This is a genomic window from Bradyrhizobium sp. UFLA05-112 (genome assembly GCF_053572325.1).
Genome location: NZ_JBANBK010000041.1, coordinates 26,519 through 42,264 on the forward strand (window position 1 = coordinate 26,519; position 15,746 = coordinate 42,264).

Here is a 15,746-nt window from a genome sequence, read left to right on the forward strand (position 1 = left end):
AAAGGCAAACATCCATGAGCAACGACATGGTCCTGCAAAAGCTCGAAGGCGGGCTGCTCACCATCACCATGAACCGTCCCGAGCGCAAGAATGCGCTCAACCCCGACATGGTGAGCGGGCTGGTGGAGGCGGCGCGGCGCGCGGCCGATGATCCGGATGTGCGCGCGGTGCTGTTCAAGGGCGCAGGCGGCAGCTTCTGCGTCGGCGGCGACGTCAAGTCGATGGCCGAGGGGCGCGCGCCGCTGCCTTTCGAGACCAAGCTCGCGAACCTGCGCCGCGGCATGGAGGTCTCGCGCATCCTGCACCAGATGCCCAAGCCCGTGGTGGCGCAGCTCGATGGCGCCGCGGCCGGTGCGGGTCTCTCAATGGCGCTGTCCTGCGATCTGCGCATCGCCAGCGAGTCCTGCAAGATCACCACCGCCTTCGCAAAGGTCGGCTTTTCCGGCGATTATGGCGGCACCTATTTCCTTACCCAACTCATCGGCAGCGCACGGGCGCGCGAGCTCTATCTGATGTCGCCGGTCCTGAGTGCGAAGGAGGCGCAGGCGATCGGGATGGTGACGAAAGTGGTGCCTGACGCCGAGATCGACGCCACCGCGCACGAGCTCGCGCTGTCGCTGGCGCAGGGCCCCTCGATCGCGCTCGGCTATATCAAGCGCAACATCAACAATGCCGAGCACCTGCCGCTCGAGGATTGCTTCGACGGCGAAGCCATTCATCACACCCGCTGTGGCGATACAGAGGACCACAAGGAAGCCGCAAAGGCGTTTGTCGAGAAGCGGAAACCCACCTTCAAGGGCGCCTGACCATGGCGCCCTATATGCGCTTGCGGCAGATCTGCCTGGTCGCGCCGCAGCTCGAGCCCGTGATCTCAGATATCGCGGGCATCATGGGCCTTTCCGTCTGCTATCGCGACGCCAATGTCGCGAAGTATGGCCTGGAGAACGCGCTGCTGCCGGTCGACACGATCCTGCTGGAGGTGGTGGCGCCGTCCAGGGACGGCACCGCAGCCGGTCGCTTCATCGCCAAGACCGGCGGTCGCGGCGGCTATATGGCAATCTTCTGCTGTGACGACCCGGACGCGCGCGGCCGCAACGCGAATGCAATGGGCGTACGCACCGCGAACGTCATCGATCATCCGCCCTATCACGGCGTGCAACTGCATCCCCGCGATTGCCGCGCCGCCTTCATCGAGTTCAACCACACCAAGGGCAGCGATGATGTCTTGGGGCCCTATCCGCCCGCCGGGCCGGACTGGCAAAAGTTCATCCGCAAGGACGTGACGCAGGCGCTATCGGCGGTCGAGATGCAGAGCCCGGATCCGCAAGGCCTGGCCGAGCATTGGGGCAAGCTGATCGGCGTCGCGCCGAGCAAGGCAGAGGGCGGCGAGACCGAGCTGAAGCTGCCTAACGCGAGCTTCCGCTTCGTCAAGGGTGGAGCTGAGATCATGAGCGCGCTGGAGTTCAGGGTGGCCGATGTCGCAAGCGTGCTTCATGCGGCAAGGGCGAAGGGGCTCGCAGTGGCGGGGAATGAGTTTCTGTTGGGTGGGGTGACGTTCCGACTCAGCGCTTGAGCAGTTGGCACATTTGCCCGTTGGGTCGTCATGCCCGGGCTCGTCCCGGGCATCCACGTTCCTGACCCGAGAAGCTGGCGCGTGAGGCGAGGCGTGGATGGCCGGGACAAGCCCGGCCATGACGGGGATAGGTTGAACACGAGCAGAGAGATACATACCCCCATGCCGCATCCGCTCGACAGCTTCTTCGCGCCCGCAAGCATCGCGCTGATCGGCGCCTCCCGCGATCACGACAAGATTCCGGGGCGGCTGCTGTCGATGCTGCGCAAGAACGAGTATCCCGGGCAAATCTATCCGGTGAACCCGAACTACGCAGAGATCGACGGGCTCGCCTGCTACAAGGCGATCGCGGACATCGGCGCGCCGATCGATCTCGCCGTCGTCATCATTCCGGCGCGCGCAGTGCTGACCGCGCTCGAGCAATGCGCTGCCGCCGGCGTGAAGAACGCCGTCATCATCTCCTCCGGTTTTGCGGAGGAGGGCGGCGGCAGCGCCGCGATGCAGGAGGCAATCGCTGATCTGGCAAGGCGCACTGGCATGCGCATCTCCGGCCCGAACGCCGAAGGCTTTTTCAGCCAGGTTCAGCACGTGGCGGCGACGTTCAGTCCGGCCGTCGACGTCAAGCCCGGCATGGCGCCGTTGGTTGCGACCACGCGACGGATCGGCATCGTCGCGCAAAGCGGCGGCATCGGCTTTGCCTATTACAATCGCGCCAAGGCGCTCGGCGTTGCAGTAAGCTACGTCGTCTCTACCGGCAACGAATCCGATCTCGGAGCCGGCGAGTTTCTGGACTACCTGGTGCAGGACGCGTCGACCGACGTGATCCTGCTGTTCATCGAGGGCATCCGCGACGTCGAGAAATTCTTGGCAGCAGCGCGGCGTGCCGCCGAGCTGAAGAAGCCCGTCGTCGTGACCAAGGTCGGCCGCAGCGGTGCGGGCGAGCGTGCGGCGGCGTCGCACACCGCGAGCATGGCCGGCTGGTCCGCGGCCTATGATGCGGTGTTCGCGAAGTACGGCTTCATCGTCTCCGGGGACCTCGACGAGGCGCTCACGATCGCCGCGGTGCTGGCGAGCAATCCGCTGCCCAGGGGCGATCGGGTTGCCGTGGTCACCGTGTCCGGCGGCGCCGGCATCTGGGGCACGGATGCGGTGGCGCTCAAGGGTTTGCAGGTCCCGGAGCTCTCCGAGCCGATCCAGGCGGAGATCAGGACCCTGATGCCGTCATACGGCACGGCGCGCAACCCGATCGATGTCACCGCCCAGGGCGTGACCTCGGGCGGCCTGCAACGAAGCGTCGATCTGCTCAGCGTGTCCGACGAGGTCGACGCGATCCTGGTGATGCTGTCGCTGTCGAGCGAGGTGCGGATGCCTTTCAAGGAGGCGGAGCTGAAGCCGGTGCTGGCGGCGCAGAAAAAACCGGTCGTGTTCTTTTCCTACACGCTGCCGTCGGATTTCGCGCGGCGAGAGCTTGCCAAGTCCGGCGTCGTCGTGCTGTCGGGCCTTACCCATGTCGGCGTCGCGCTGCGGCAGCTCGTGGACTTCGCAGCGTTCGATCTGCCCAGGCCTGCGGAAGAGATGCGGCTTCCGCCACGCGATCTCTCGGCATTCTTGAAATCGCCCGCCCTGTCCGAAGCCGACAGCAAGGCTCTGCTTCGTGCGGCTGGCATCGCGCTGCCAAACGAGGTGCTCGTCGTCGAGAAGAGCGGCCTCGACGAGGCGATCGCGCAGGTCGGCTTTCCGCTGGTGATGAAGATCCAGTCGCCGGACATCCCGCACAAGAGTGAGGTCGGCGGCGTGCGGGTGAACATCACGACCAAGGGCGAGGTGTTTCTGGCGTTCGAGCAGCTCCTGAACAATGCGCGCAAGCATCGGCCGGATGCTGCGGTTCAGGGCGTGCTGCTCGCACCCTTGGCGAAGAAGGGCGTCGAGATCATCGTCGGTACGATGACGGATCAGACTTTCGGTCCGATGGTGATGGTGGGCCTCGGTGGTATCACGACCGAGTTGTTTCGCGACGTGATCTACCGCACGGCGCCGGTGAGCGCGGATGAGGCCGACGCGATGCTGGCCGCGCTCAAGGCGGTGCCGCTGCTGAACGGGTTTCGTGGCGCTGCCAAGGCGGATGTCGCGGGGCTTGCGCAGTTGATAGCCGACATCTCCATCCTCGCCGCGCGGCATATTAGGGAGATTGCGGAGATCGAGCTCAATCCGGTGCTGGTGCATCCGGAAGGGCAAGGCCTGACGATTGTGGATGCACTGGTCGTGGGGCGGAAATAGCTGGCTGCAAACAACGCTGTCGTCCCGGCCTTCGCCGCGATGACAGGAGAAGTTGTGGGGACGCCGTCGATACGACGAAACGTCGCCGCAGTCACCGTCCCCTGAAATTCGCCACGCGCCGTTCTTCGGTCGCCTTCACGCCTTCCTTGAAGTCCTCCGTCGCCCGCAACCTCGTCTGCTCGGCGAGCTCGTGGTTCGTGGCGGCCATGACACGGTCGGCCAGTCCTGCGCGCATCGTGGCGCGCGTGGAGACGAGGCCGAGCGGGGAGCACTCGGCGATCTCGCCGGCGAGTCTCAAAGCGGCTGCCTTCACCTGGTCCTGCGGCACCAGCTCGTTGGCGAGGCCCCATTTATAAGCCTCTTCGCCGGTGACACGGCGGCTGGTGTAGAACATCAGCTCGGCATTGTTCTTGCCGATCAGCTCGGCCAGCGTGACTGTCAGGCCGAAGCCCGGGTGGAAGCCGAGCTTTGTGAAGTTCGCGGAGAAGCGCGCCTCCGGGCAGGTGACGCGAAAATCTGCCGACACTGCGAGCCCGAGCCCGCCACCGATGGCTGCGCCATGCACGGCGGCGACGATCGGCTTCCTGGCGCGGAAGATGCGCACGGCCTGGATGTAGAGATGGTTGATCGGCCCGAGGCTATCGGCCGGATCGCCTTTCGCCGCGCGCGCCTCCTGCTCCTGCCGCGCCGGGTCGTTGAAATTGGCGCCGGCGCAGAATGCCTTGCCCTGCGCCGAGAGCACGGAGGCGCGGATCTCGATGTCAGAATCGAACTCGTCGAGCGCGTCCGCGATCTGGTTGATCAGGGAGATGTCGAAGAAGTTGAGCGGCGGGCGGCGGATCTCGATGGTGCCGACATGCCCGACCTTCTCGACGCCGATATCCTTGTAGCTGCTCATTTTACCTCCAGTATCTCAGTAGCGAAGAACCACCTCTCCCATAGGGAGAGGTGACCGGAGCGTGTGGCCGAGGCTTCGAGTTCATCACTGTTAGCGCAGACCAAGTCCACGGGCGATGATGCCTCGGAGCACCTCGGTGGTGCCGCCCTGGATGGTGAGTTTCGGCGCGGTCTTGATGGCGAAATCGAGCTGCCGCTCCAGCGTCTCGCGATTGCTCGCAGTCTCCTCGACGAAGGCGGCGAGATCGCGCACGCGATGCGGCAGCTGCTGCTCCCACACGGTGCCGATGTCCTTGACGATGGAGGCTTCGACCACCGGCTCCTTGCCGGCCTGCAACATGCCGGCAACGGAAACCGACATGCGCCGCATGGTGTGAAGCTGCGCAACGAGGCGGCCGATGCCTTCGGCGCTGCGGTTATCCGGATCGTTGCCGACCGCGCGCACCAGCTCGGTCAGCACGTAATAGGTTTCGAGGAAGCGTTCCGGACCCGAGCGCTCGTAGGCCAGCTCGGATGTCGCCTGCTTCCAGGCGCCGTCGACTTCGCCCAGCACGTGATCATCCGGAATGAAATAGTCGGTGAAGACGACCTCGTTGAACTCGTACTGGCCGGTGATCTGGCCGATCGGGTTCACCTTGATGCCCGGCTGCTTCATCTTGACCAGGAACTGCGTCAGGCCGTGACGGCGGTTTTCCTTGGTCGGCTGCGAGGTGCGGAAGATCGCGATCATGTAGTCCGCGATATGCGCCGACGAAGTCCAGATCTTGGTGCCGTTGATGAGATAGCCGCCGTCCGTCCTGGTCGCCCGCGTCTTTGCTGCGAACAGGTCGGAGCCGGAGTTCGGTTCGCTCATGCCGATGGCGAAGCACAATTCGCCGCGGCAGATGCGCGGCAGGATCTCCATCTTGATGTGCTCTGGCGCGTATTTGAGCAGGATCGGTCCGCTCTGGCGGTCGGCGACGAAGAAGCGACGCGTCGGCGCATTCGCAACGCGCATCTCTTCCGTGACCACGTAACGCTCGAGGAAGGAGCGCTCATGGCCGCCGTATTTCTTCGGCCAGGTGATGCCGATCCAGCCGCGTTCGCCGACGCGGCGGGAAAATTCCGGCACGTCGGTGTCCTCGCGATTCGGCTTGAACGGGTTGAATGTGCCGCGGGCCATTTCTTCGGCAAGGAAAGCGCGCACTTCCTTGCGCAGTTCCTCGCATTTGGGCGGCAGGCGGATCGGATCGAAACGGAGGGCAGCGGTCATATGTCTCGTTCCCTCAACTCAGCGTGACGCCACCAGCGGCCACAATTCATCGGCGCCACGGTTTGCAACGAGCTTGCCGAGCTCGACGGCCCAATAGCTCTCCGAGCCGAAATCGTCGCGCCAGGCCAGCGCCCGCAGCGAGTAGCGATGCAGGATGTGCTCGATGGTGAAGCCGATCGCGCCGTGCACCTGATGCGCGATGGCGCCGCCCTTCTCGGCAGCTTCCGCGCAGCGGATTTTTGCGGAAGCGGCTTCGAGATAGATCTCATCGTTGAAGGCTGTCGCGCTCGCGATGGCATCGGCGGCGGAGGTCGCAGCGGCGAGCGCTGCTGCGGATTCGCCGGCAAGTCTTGCCAGGTTGTGTTGCACCGCCTGGAATTTGGAGATCTTCTTTTCGAAAGCGACGCGCTCATTGGAGTAGCGCACGGAAATGTCGAGCATGGATTCCAGCGCGCCGGCGATCTGGAGGCTGCGCGCCACCCCGCCCATCAGCATCACCGTAGCCTGGTCAAGGTGCTTTGGCGCGAGCTTGACGGTGATCGGCGCCACCTTGTCGAGCGTCACGATATCGCTGTCGTCGTAGCCGACATTGAGCCCGGCTTCGACCTTAGCCTTGCCGGCATCGACCAGCGCGATCGACACGCCGCTTGCGCCGTGTGCCAGCACCGCAAGATGTCTTGCCGTCTTTGCAAACGGCACGCCGCGGACGCGTCCTGAGAGCAAGCCGTCGGGATTGAGGGTGATGCGGTCCTTCGGGCTTGCCGGCAGCACCGTCATCTCGCCCTCGGGGGAAGCGATCTTCGCCTGCGCGAGCAGCCAGCCGGCGAGCATGGTTTCGGCCAGGGGAACCGCGATTGCAAAGCGTCCCGCCGCGTTGAGCAGCGCAAAGCCGTCGGCAAGACTCGCGCCCGAGCCGCCAAGATCCTCCGGCACCCAGGCCAAAGGCAGTCCGGCCTCGCTCAGGGCCTGCCACAGCGGCGCTTTCCACGCGTCCTTCTTGTCGTTGTTGATGGTTTGCGGATCGCCGAGATCGGCGAAGATTTTCTCCGCGGTCTCGACGACGATGTTGTCACTCTCCGCCACAGCGTTCCCCGTGTCTTGCCATTGGCGCGTCCGTCTTTTCGAGCGGTGCGCAGGCCTCTTCTTGCGCCCGATGATCGGAAAAAGCCACGGCCCTGACAAGCGTTGATCGCAGGTCCGCCTGCGGCGCGGGCATGGGCAAAAGGACTAATTCCGCTTTGCGGAGTTTGGTCGATTTGCAGCCATCCGCAAACTCGCTAAACAGGAACGCTGGCATTCAGAACAAGAGAGGATAACCGGATGGCAAAGGACGGCTTGTGCGCAATCGTGACGGGGTCCGCATCCGGTCTTGGAGCTGCAACCGCGGAAATTTTCGCGCGCGGCGGCGCGCGACTCGTCATCAACTATTCGTCGAGTCAGAAGGAAGCCGAGGCGACGGCGGAAGCCTGCCGCAAGGCAGGCGCGGCCGAGGTCGTGATCGCACAGGGGGACGTCTCACGCGACGAGGACTGCCGCGGGATCGTCGCGGCGGCGGAGGCCTGGGGCCGGCTCGATGTGCTCGTCAACAATGCTGGCACGACCAAGCACGTCGCTCATTCCAATCTCGATGGTTTGTCGGCGGAAGATTTTCAACGGCTCTACGGCGTCAATACCATCGGTCCGTTCCAGATGGTGCGCGCGGCGCGTAAGCTGCTCGAGGCTGGCGCGAACGCCTCGGGGCGGGCGTCAACGGTGGTGAACGTCTCCTCGGTTGCCGGCATCAGCGGCGTCGGCTCCTCGATCGCCTATGCCGCGAGCAAGGGCGCGCTCAATACCATCACGCTCTCGCTGGCGCGCGCGCTTGCGCCGCTCATCCGCGTCAACACGGTTTGCCCCGGCTATATCGACACGCCCTGGTTCACCAAGGGCCGTGGCGAGGATGCAGCCAAGCAGGTGCGCGACAACGTGGTCGCGAAGGTCCCGCTCAAGGTCGCCTCAAGCGCGGACGACATCGCGCAGCTCGTCTGCTTCCTCGCGACGCCGGCCTCCAGCAATATGACCGGCGAGATCGTGCGCATGGATGCCGGGGCGCATTTGATTTCGTGAGGGATGTCATTGCGCGTTTATGGCCGGCGCAAATTCCTCGCTGTCATCACCCGCGGGTGATCCAGTGTTCCAGAGACGTCAATCGCATGCGGAGAAGCCGCGCCGTACTCGATGCCCCGGTCAAGCCGGGGCATGACGACCGGAGTAGCGAGGGCCCGTTGTTTCCGCTCGCGACGGCTTACGCCGTTACCCCTTGATCACGCCGCTCGCCACCAGGCGGTGCCAGATGAACAGCACCACCACCGCGCCGATCGTGGCGGTGATGAAGCCGGCACCCTGGTCCAGGCTGTAATGGCCGATGGCCTGGCCGACAAACGTTGCGAGAAACGCGCCGACGATGCCGAGAACGGTGGTGAGGATAAAGCCCTGCGGATTTTTCGGTCCCGGCATCAGCCAGCGCGCGATGAGGCCGGCGATGAAACCGACGATGATGACCCAGATAATCCCGCCCATGTTCGCAACTCCCAGCTTTGATACGACTGAAATCGGAGCTCGATCAGATCCTGTCCGACAGCTCGTTCTCGGTCGGCAGCCGTCCGTCGGGCGTCAGGTGATCGACTACCTTCGGCAGATACTGGCTGAGACCGGACAGGAGCTCGTCGCGCGACAGGCCGCTCTGGGCCGACAGACTCTGGATCTGGTCGGCGCCGAGCGCATTGGCGAGATCGCCCGGTGCGATCGGCTTGTTCTCACCCTTGCCGACCCATGAATTCGCCGTTTCGCCATGGCCGCCTTGCTGGAGCTGGTTGAGGAGGTCGCCGAGCCCGCCGCTGAGCACGCTCCCGGCGGCACCGCCCGCGAGCAGGCCGCCGAGGCCGCCCTTGAGCACATCGCTGAGCCCCCCGCCGCCGGGTGCGCCGCCCGGAAGCGCTCCGCCGCCCGCATTCGCCTGCGTGGGCGGGGGCAACGGTGACGATCGCGGCGCGGCCTCGGGTTGGCCAGCGGTGAAATGCTTGAACGCTTTCCACGCCAACAGACCAAGGATTGCCATGCTCATCGGCGACATGCCGCCGGAGGACGATTCTTGCGAGCTCGGCGTGCTGGGGCCACGCGGGCCGTTCTGCATGCCGTTGAGGACGTCGAGTAGACCCATGGTGCTCTCCCGCTGAACATGCCCCGGGGCGAAAACATATGAGGCTCTCATGACGGTTACAAGGCGGTCGCACCGCAACCGCAGGGGACGATGGGCAAGCGGTGCGGCCTTTGCTATCGAAGGTCCGGTCAAGCGCAAGTACGGTCAACGCCGCTGTCGAAAGCGGCAAGCTGTTTGGGGAGCAGAGAGTAAGTGGTGACGGATCGACCGATCGCCGTTGCAGGCGCGGGGGCCATCGGCTGCTTCGTCGGCGGCATGCTCGCTGCCGCCGGCCGCCGCGTCGCGCTCCTGGTGCGGCCGCGGGTGAAGACCGAAATCGAACGGTTCGGCCTGCGCCTGACCGATTTCGACGGCGCTGAGCGGCGGCTCTCGGCAGGACAGCTCGCGCTGTCGGAAGATGCATCGATTTTTCACAGTGTTGGCGTGGTTCTGGTGACGGTGAAGAGTGCCGACACGGCCGAAGTCGCCGAGCTGATCGCCCGGCACGCATCGGAGGATGCCGTCATCGTTTCCTTGCAGAACGGCGTCGGCAATGTGGGAATCTTGCGCCATAGACTGCCGGGGCGGCGCGTGCTCGCGGGCATGGTGCCGTTCAACGTGATCGCAATGGGCGAGGGACGCTTCCACCGTTCGACCTCTGGCGACATTCATGTCGAGAAGGATGAGGCCGATACGGCTGCGAGGTTGTCGGTGCCGGGCCTTGCGATGCGCGCGAGCCCCGATATCGCCGGCGTGCAGTGGGGCAAGCTGATCATCAATCTGAACAACGCGCTGAGCGCGTTGTCCGACATGCCGCTTGCCGCGCAGCTTGCGAGCCGGGATTGGCGAAGATTGTTTGCGGACCAGATGGCCGAGGGGCTCGCGGCGATGACGGCGGCGGGGATCAACCCGGTGTCGGCGACGCCGATTCCGCCGCGCTGGACGCCGACGCTGCTGCGACTGCCCGACATGATCTTCAACGTGATCCTCGGGCGAACCATGAAGATCGACCCAGAGGCACGCTCCTCGATGTGGCAGGACCTGAAGCAGGGCCGCAAGACCGAGATCGACTATCTGCAAGGGGCGATCATCGCGCTGGCGGACCAGCATCGGGTGGACGTGCCGCTGTGCCGCCGCATTGCTGCGCTGATCAGGGAGGCAGAAAGCGCAGGGCAAGGCCCGCCGCGCCTGACGCCGCAGCAGATCCGGGGCGGTGCGTGAGCATTGGGCCGACCGGAGAGTGCCGATGAAGCCTGTTCCGACGATGGCGATTGCAGCTGCGATGCTCTGCGGTGTATCCACGCTTGCACAAGCCCGTCCACCCACCGTCACACCGTCGCCCGGCTATGACAGGCGGTTGCAGGAAAGCCGGTCGGCGATTGGCGGTACGGCGACGACGGTTGCGCCGGCCGGTCGGCAGACGACCGCGCACAAGCATTCAAGGAAGAAGCATACGAACTGATGGCGTCGTAGGGTGGGCAAAGCAGCCATCCTTGCTCGAAGGGCGAGGATGGAAGCGTGCCCACCGCTTCTGGCGCAATCCTGGAAAGAATGGTGGGCACGGCGCGCGAAGTGCGCGCCTTTCCCCCTACGGCATCGGCGCGGAGACGCGGCAGTCAGCCCTTCTTCGGCTTGCTTGGCGTCGGGCTGAACAGTTTCTTCAGTTCGTTCAAGCTTTCCGACAGCCGCGGCCATTCGCAGGAGAACAAGCCCTTGGTGCATGCTTTCGGCCGCAGCTGCTTCGGCCGCTCGACCGGAACCGGCACGCGCGCGGGTTCGGTGCGCAATGCGACCTGCTGGACTTGCTCCTGCTGTTGCTGTTGCTGCTGCTGTTGCTGTTTGGCGGCGGCTTCGGCAGCCAGATTGGCGCGGCGCTGATTGGCGAGATAGGTGGCGTAGGATTCGTCGATCTTCTTCTGTTCCTCCGGCGTCGGATTGGGACCGGCGATATCAAAGCTGCGATCCTGGAGGAAGTCGTAGTAGGTGTATCCGCCTCCTGCCTTGCGGCGGCCGGCGAATTTGGCGTTGCATTCGGCAAGCGCAGCCGTCTTCTCCTGCTTGGTTGCGTATTTCTCGGCCCGATCGGCGCATTCCTCGAAATCGCCCGGCGCACGCTTCCACCATTGCGCGTGGGCATGCGCGGGCATCAGCAGGGCGAGCCCCGCAATCAAGCCAAGCAACAATCTCGCGCTACGCGAAGCGATCACGAACGACACTCAACGGATGCAATCTTTGTGGAGGTCAATTGAATCAATCGAATTTTCGCCTGTTTCCAGCGACTTGTCACCCGTGGAACCCGACATTTTCATGGCTGCATTGCTGACATTTTTTGCTTGACGTGGCCGGTCGGGCACAGCGGCATGGCACGTGATGCGCTTAGAATTGCAGGAGGCTTCAAGTCAAGCCTTCGCGTGGAGAGGATTTTTGGCGATGGGATGGCGGACATTCATTGCAACCGTCGCGTTGGCGCTGTTGTCGTATCACGCGAATGCCGCCGATGAGGACGCGCCCAACCGCGCGCCGGTGAAGACGGTCGCCGATGCCCGCCTTGCGGTTGGCGATCAGGGCGTCCTGCCACTTTATCTCTCCAGCGATTGGATGCTGCCCCTGCCGTCGATCACCCGCGCCGTCATCGTGCTGCACGGGCGCTTGCGCAATGCCGATGTCTATTACAAGTCGGCGCGGACGGCGCAGGCGGCGGCCGGCGACGAGGGCCGGGCCACCATCATGATCGTTCCACAGTTTCTGGCGCAGATCGATGTCGATGCGTACAAGCTGCCCGACGAGACGCTGCGCTGGTCGCTGGAAGGATGGGAGGGCGGCGAGGCCGCGCTCGCGCCGAACCCGGCCTCCTCGTTCGAGGCGCTCGATGCGATCCTCGCTAGGCTCGGCGATCGGCGCATCTTCCCGAATCTCAGGCAGGTCGTGGTGGCCGGTCATTCCGGCGGCGGCCAGGTCGCGCAGCGTTATGCGATCGCGGGCAGGGCCGAGGCGACGCTGTCGCGCCAGCACATCGAGGTGCGCTACGTCGTCGCCAATCCGTCATCCTATGCATATTTCAGCAGCGAGCGGCCCGATCCGTCGATCGCCGCCTCCTGCGCCGGCTACGACAATTGGAAATACGGCATGGAAGGACGACCGCCTTATCTCGGCGACGCCACGCCCGCCGCGCTCGAGCAGCGCTATGTTGAGCGCGAGGTGATTTATCTGCTCGGCACGCTCGATACCAACCCCGAGCATCCGGCGCTGGACAAGAGCTGCATGGCGCGCGCGCAAGGACCCTATCGCTATGCCCGCGGCCACGCCTATGCGGACGCGATGGCCAGGCGCGACCACGGCACGCCCAATCACAAGCTGTTCGACGTTGCGGGCGTCGGCCATGACGGCGACAAGATGCTGACCTCGAAGTGCGGCCTCGCGGCATTGTTCGATCTGCCGGGCTGCACGGCAGATCGTTGACTGTACGAGGTTCGGGTGTCCGCGCCGGTGATCGCTGCGCCATCGTCATTGGAGGGGACGGCTGAAGTGGTAGCGCTGCGGAGCGTTCCGTAGGAAGCGGTTTTCGTCGAGACCGCCAAGTTCGAATTGTCTGTTCAGCCATTTGTGGAAGGTGAAATCGAACCCATTGCCGTCAAACGCGAATTCGTAGAAGCCTTGCTCCGACGCATATTCGGATGCGCTCGGGCAGCAGAAGAAGATGACCTGATGATTGGCGTCCGGTGCCAACTCGGACGCTCCGAAGTCGTGGGCCCGGAACTCCTTGTGCTCGTGGCCGAACAGCACGATATGGATGCCGGCCTTGATACAGTACTCTTTGAATTCGGCAGCGTTCTCCATCAGCGTGGTACGATGGCGGTCGAAAGGGTGATGATGCAGAAGCGCGACCCTCACGCAATTGGAATAGCGGACGTGCAACTCCTCGCCGCCGAGGCTGCGAACAACGCCGCTGGCCTCGATCGCGCGTGCTTGGTTCATGAACGCATCCAGCGTGCCGTGCTCGACCCGGCCGCGCGCTAGCCGGTTCCACCACCAGAATCGGGCAAAGGCTCCGGGCGTCGAGTCAAAGACGAAGAAAAGAACAGCCGGCTCGTCCGGCTCGTTCGCAGTGCCTGGCCTGCGAAGGCCGACCACATAGGGGTAGTTGGACGGAAGCCCAAAGGCTCTTTCAAAGGCGGCACCCTGTTCTTGAAAACCTGCCCAGCTGCGAGTCCAGCGATCGTGGTTGCCGGGCAGGAGAAGACGCCGCTGCACATCGGCATTCAGTCCGAGCGTAGACCTGCCTCGGTGCCCCCGCACCAACCTCGGCGTCCTCGATATAGGACAGGCAAGTGGCAAATGATCCGGCTGATCCGTCGGTCGAGAGGTCTCCGGTGCACAGGAAGATGTCAAGCCGGCCGTCCAGGCGCTGCAGTCGATCCAGCTGCCGCGCCAACGTGACCAGGCGGCTAAAGGAATGGCATTTCGCGCGACCTTTCTCGTAAAATGCTCTTTTTTCCTGCGTCAGACGGCTGACAAAATGGAAATCAGAAAGCTGAACGATTCTGCCGATGGTCATTCCTACGGCCCCAAATCTCTGATCAAATGCTAAGCGGGACGAAGTCTGGCGCTGCTCTCCGGTGGTGGTTCCAACACGACGTCCACTCGAGAAATGACCTTCTTCTTATACGCAAGTCCGTCCGACAGCACGATGCTGTAGGACAACGGAGCACGGAAGCTTGCGACGATCTGCAACGTTTCGAGCTGTCGTTGGGTACGTTCTCGCGCAGCACTCCATCCCGGCAAAGCAAGCCTGAAATGATCGAGCTGCGACGCAGTCACGCTGGACAATTCAGACAGGAGCCGCTGGACAATATCGACCTCTGGAGTCGGAGGCCGCGGTTCAGCGATGTGCACCATACCGATTTCCACGATCGAGTCCCCGTCAGACCCAAGGCGCTTGTCCAGGCTGGTTTCGATCAAGAAAAGAGCGAGTTCGGATAACTCGCGACCGAGCCCACTCGACCTTTCGATCGCTTCAACGATCTCCATTCTCGAGGTCCAATCATCGCTGAAATGGTCTGCCGTGCTTATTTGAGTGATCTCGCCGGAGGCGTTCAGCTCCGATCCAGACCGTACCCGGCGCATGACGGACTCGCCAACGCAATTCACAAGCGCCGTGAGGACGGCGTCGCGCTCGATCGGCAGAAGGGGGCGACGCGTCAGGCGCAGAACGAAGCCGTCAAAGAGCGTCGGAAGCAAGTCGGTCAAGAACATGACAACTCACCATTCGCGCGTTCCGCGTCCTGTATACTCCCGCAGGTTTATTGCGCCAATCATATATTCTGGGGCCGTTGAAAGCTGGTTGGCCTCATCCGTGATATCGGACGATCTCGGCTGGCTACCGGGCGCGGTAGGCTAAAACTCTATCGTCGCTGTGGATTGCAAAAACCGAGCCGGTCGTTATTGGTTTCGAAAGCGATTTCATAATCCCCTGTTTCGGTCAAAGCTTTCTGATGTTCATTCATGCTGAGGTTACTTCAAGTGATTATGAGGAATTGCGCATTCATCCTGCCTGGCGTCTTCCTTCTGCTTGTCTCTGGAAACGACGAGGTTGGGTCGTTGGAGATCCGGCGTCTTGGTCCCGACCGCGCGTCAACTTCCATTTACAATGGCCATGAGGCCATCAACAATCATCTCATGCAGACGCTAGTCACCGTTGCCTCGGCCGATGGAGGCCGGCGAATGACGGAAGAGGCGTACGCAGAAGCCAACGGTTTCTCCTTAGACGAGGTCGGAGACCGTTTTGCGGCAAGTGGAGTCTTACGATGCCCAGGTGGAGCTAGCAGCGCCCAAGTGACCGGAGCGCGCGACGTGATCACGACGGCGGCTCACGCGTTTCGGGACGATTGCAAGCTTCGAACGCCGCCCGACAAGTGTATATTCGAGTACTATTTGGGAGCGGAAAGGCGGACTGTTCCGTTGTCGGAAGCCCTATGGATGGGCACATGCCTCGATAGTGCACCAAGAGCGGTCAGCGGCGATTGGGCGGTCGCAAAACTCGAATTTCCCGCGGAAGTGAGGCCTTACGAAATCTATGAGCAGCCTGAAATTCTCATGGAGCTGGAGCGTGTCCTGGCGGTTGTCGGTTATGACATCGAAGCCACAGGAAAGACGGACAAGTACGGGCCGTTCAACAAGACGATACAGGAGTGCCAAATACGCGACGTAAGGGATTGGTGGACGTTTGAAACGAACTGCGAGTTCACAGTTGGGGCATCAGGCAGCGCCCTGTTTCGTCTGTTGGGTCATCGAATGACCCTGTTTGGCGTCGTTAGCGGAGACTATCGAGATAAGGAATATTGCCCACGAGGCGGCTGCGAGTTCAAGAGTCGAAAATGGTCCAGCGTGCACGTTACCTTGAAGGGTGAGTTCAAAGACCGCCTCTTGGCCGCCGTGCGTCTGTCTGCAGTAAAATAGAACGTTGAACTGCACCGCGGATCGGTAAGCCGCGGGCACATGCCGCCTGCGGACAATGAGGTCGCCTCTCCGGGCTCGTCGTCCCCGGTCAGGTGTCGCCCACGACGGACCTG

General features: G+C 63.2%; 16 protein-coding genes. 8 read left to right on the forward strand and 8 right to left on the reverse strand.

Translation table 11 applies throughout. The annotated features are described in order from the left end of the window. Window positions 1-14 precede the first annotated feature (14 nt). The 3 genes from SO180_RS23100 to SO180_RS23110 all read left to right on the forward strand — a co-directional run bounded on the left by SO180_RS23100 (window position 15) and on the right by SO180_RS23110 (window position 3,850). A complete protein-coding gene (locus tag SO180_RS23100) occupies window positions 15-806 on the forward strand; it encodes an enoyl-CoA hydratase (RefSeq protein ID WP_449381132.1) in 792 nt (263 codons plus the stop codon). 2 nt (window positions 807-808) lie between these two features. Beyond that, window positions 809-1,573: a VOC family protein gene (locus SO180_RS23105; protein ID WP_449381133.1), complete on the forward strand. Its 765-nt coding sequence runs from the start codon at window positions 809-811 to the stop codon at window positions 1,571-1,573. 162 nt (window positions 1,574-1,735) lie between these two features. Further along, window positions 1,736-3,850, forward strand: coding sequence for an acetate--CoA ligase family protein (locus SO180_RS23110; RefSeq protein WP_449381134.1), 2,115 nt, complete (start codon window positions 1,736-1,738; stop codon window positions 3,848-3,850). 91 nt (window positions 3,851-3,941) lie between these two features. Here SO180_RS23110 and SO180_RS23115 read toward each other — a convergent pair whose 3' ends face one another. The 3 genes from SO180_RS23115 to SO180_RS23125 all read right to left on the reverse strand — a co-directional run bounded on the left by SO180_RS23115 (window position 3,942) and on the right by SO180_RS23125 (window position 7,082). Further along, a complete protein-coding gene (locus SO180_RS23115) occupies window positions 3,942-4,748 on the reverse strand; it encodes an enoyl-CoA hydratase/isomerase family protein (RefSeq protein ID WP_449381135.1) in 807 nt (268 codons plus the stop codon). A gap of 90 nt (window positions 4,749-4,838) precedes the next feature. Then, window positions 4,839-5,999: an acyl-CoA dehydrogenase family protein gene (locus SO180_RS23120; RefSeq protein ID WP_449381136.1), complete on the reverse strand. Its 1,161-nt coding sequence runs from the start codon at window positions 5,997-5,999 to the stop codon at window positions 4,839-4,841. An 18-nt stretch (window positions 6,000-6,017) separates the two neighbouring features. Further along, entirely contained in the window at window positions 6,018-7,082 is a 1,065-nt protein-coding gene (locus SO180_RS23125; RefSeq protein WP_449381137.1) for an acyl-CoA dehydrogenase family protein, read from the reverse strand. Window positions 7,083-7,319: 237 nt separating this feature from the next. Here SO180_RS23125 and SO180_RS23130 point away from each other — a divergent pair, with 237 nt between their 5' ends. Continuing rightward, on the forward strand, window positions 7,320-8,105 hold the full coding sequence (locus SO180_RS23130; protein WP_449381138.1) for an SDR family NAD(P)-dependent oxidoreductase: 786 nt from the start codon (window positions 7,320-7,322) through the stop codon (window positions 8,103-8,105). A 186-nt stretch (window positions 8,106-8,291) separates the two neighbouring features. Here SO180_RS23130 and SO180_RS23135 read toward each other — a convergent pair whose 3' ends face one another. Together SO180_RS23135 and SO180_RS23140 are read right to left on the reverse strand one after the other, a co-directional pair. Further along, entirely contained in the window at window positions 8,292-8,558 is a 267-nt protein-coding gene (locus SO180_RS23135; RefSeq protein ID WP_449381139.1) for a GlsB/YeaQ/YmgE family stress response membrane protein, read from the reverse strand. A gap of 43 nt (window positions 8,559-8,601) precedes the next feature. Further along, a complete protein-coding gene (locus SO180_RS23140) occupies window positions 8,602-9,198 on the reverse strand; it encodes a YidB family protein (RefSeq protein WP_449381140.1) in 597 nt (198 codons plus the stop codon). A gap of 192 nt (window positions 9,199-9,390) precedes the next feature. On the opposite strand from SO180_RS23140, the gene SO180_RS23145 reads away from it, so the two are divergent. Together SO180_RS23145 and SO180_RS23150 are read left to right on the forward strand one after the other, a co-directional pair. After that, window positions 9,391-10,398, forward strand: a complete 1,008-nt coding sequence (locus SO180_RS23145) for a 2-dehydropantoate 2-reductase (protein WP_449381141.1) — start codon at window positions 9,391-9,393, stop codon at window positions 10,396-10,398. A 25-nt stretch (window positions 10,399-10,423) separates the two neighbouring features. After that, window positions 10,424-10,639 carry a hypothetical protein gene (locus SO180_RS23150; protein ID WP_449381142.1) on the forward strand — a complete coding sequence of 72 codons (216 nt, stop codon included), beginning with the start codon at window positions 10,424-10,426 and terminating at the stop codon, window positions 10,637-10,639. A gap of 154 nt (window positions 10,640-10,793) precedes the next feature. Here the strand turns inward: SO180_RS23150 and SO180_RS23155 are convergent, their stop codons facing one another. Then, complete coding sequence (locus SO180_RS23155; protein ID WP_449381143.1) at window positions 10,794-11,393, reverse strand: hypothetical protein; 600 nt, start codon at window positions 11,391-11,393, stop codon at window positions 10,794-10,796. A 214-nt stretch (window positions 11,394-11,607) separates the two neighbouring features. Between SO180_RS23155 and SO180_RS23160 the strand changes: the two genes are divergently transcribed. Further along, window positions 11,608-12,636 carry an alpha/beta hydrolase gene (locus SO180_RS23160; RefSeq protein ID WP_449381144.1) on the forward strand — a complete coding sequence of 343 codons (1,029 nt, stop codon included), beginning with the start codon at window positions 11,608-11,610 and terminating at the stop codon, window positions 12,634-12,636. A gap of 45 nt (window positions 12,637-12,681) precedes the next feature. Here SO180_RS23160 and SO180_RS23165 read toward each other — a convergent pair whose 3' ends face one another. Further along, window positions 12,682-13,428, reverse strand: coding sequence for a metallophosphoesterase family protein (locus tag SO180_RS23165; protein WP_449381145.1), 747 nt, complete (start codon window positions 13,426-13,428; stop codon window positions 12,682-12,684). A gap of 333 nt (window positions 13,429-13,761) precedes the next feature. Next, a complete protein-coding gene (locus SO180_RS23170; protein WP_449381146.1) occupies window positions 13,762-14,430 on the reverse strand; it encodes a hypothetical protein in 669 nt (222 codons plus the stop codon). Window positions 14,431-14,898: 468 nt separating this feature from the next. On the opposite strand from SO180_RS23170, the gene SO180_RS23175 reads away from it, so the two are divergent. Next, window positions 14,899-15,633 (forward strand): hypothetical protein, encoded by a 735-nt coding sequence (locus SO180_RS23175; protein ID WP_449381147.1) that lies wholly within the window; start codon window positions 14,899-14,901, stop codon window positions 15,631-15,633. Window positions 15,634-15,746: the final 113 nt, after the last annotated feature.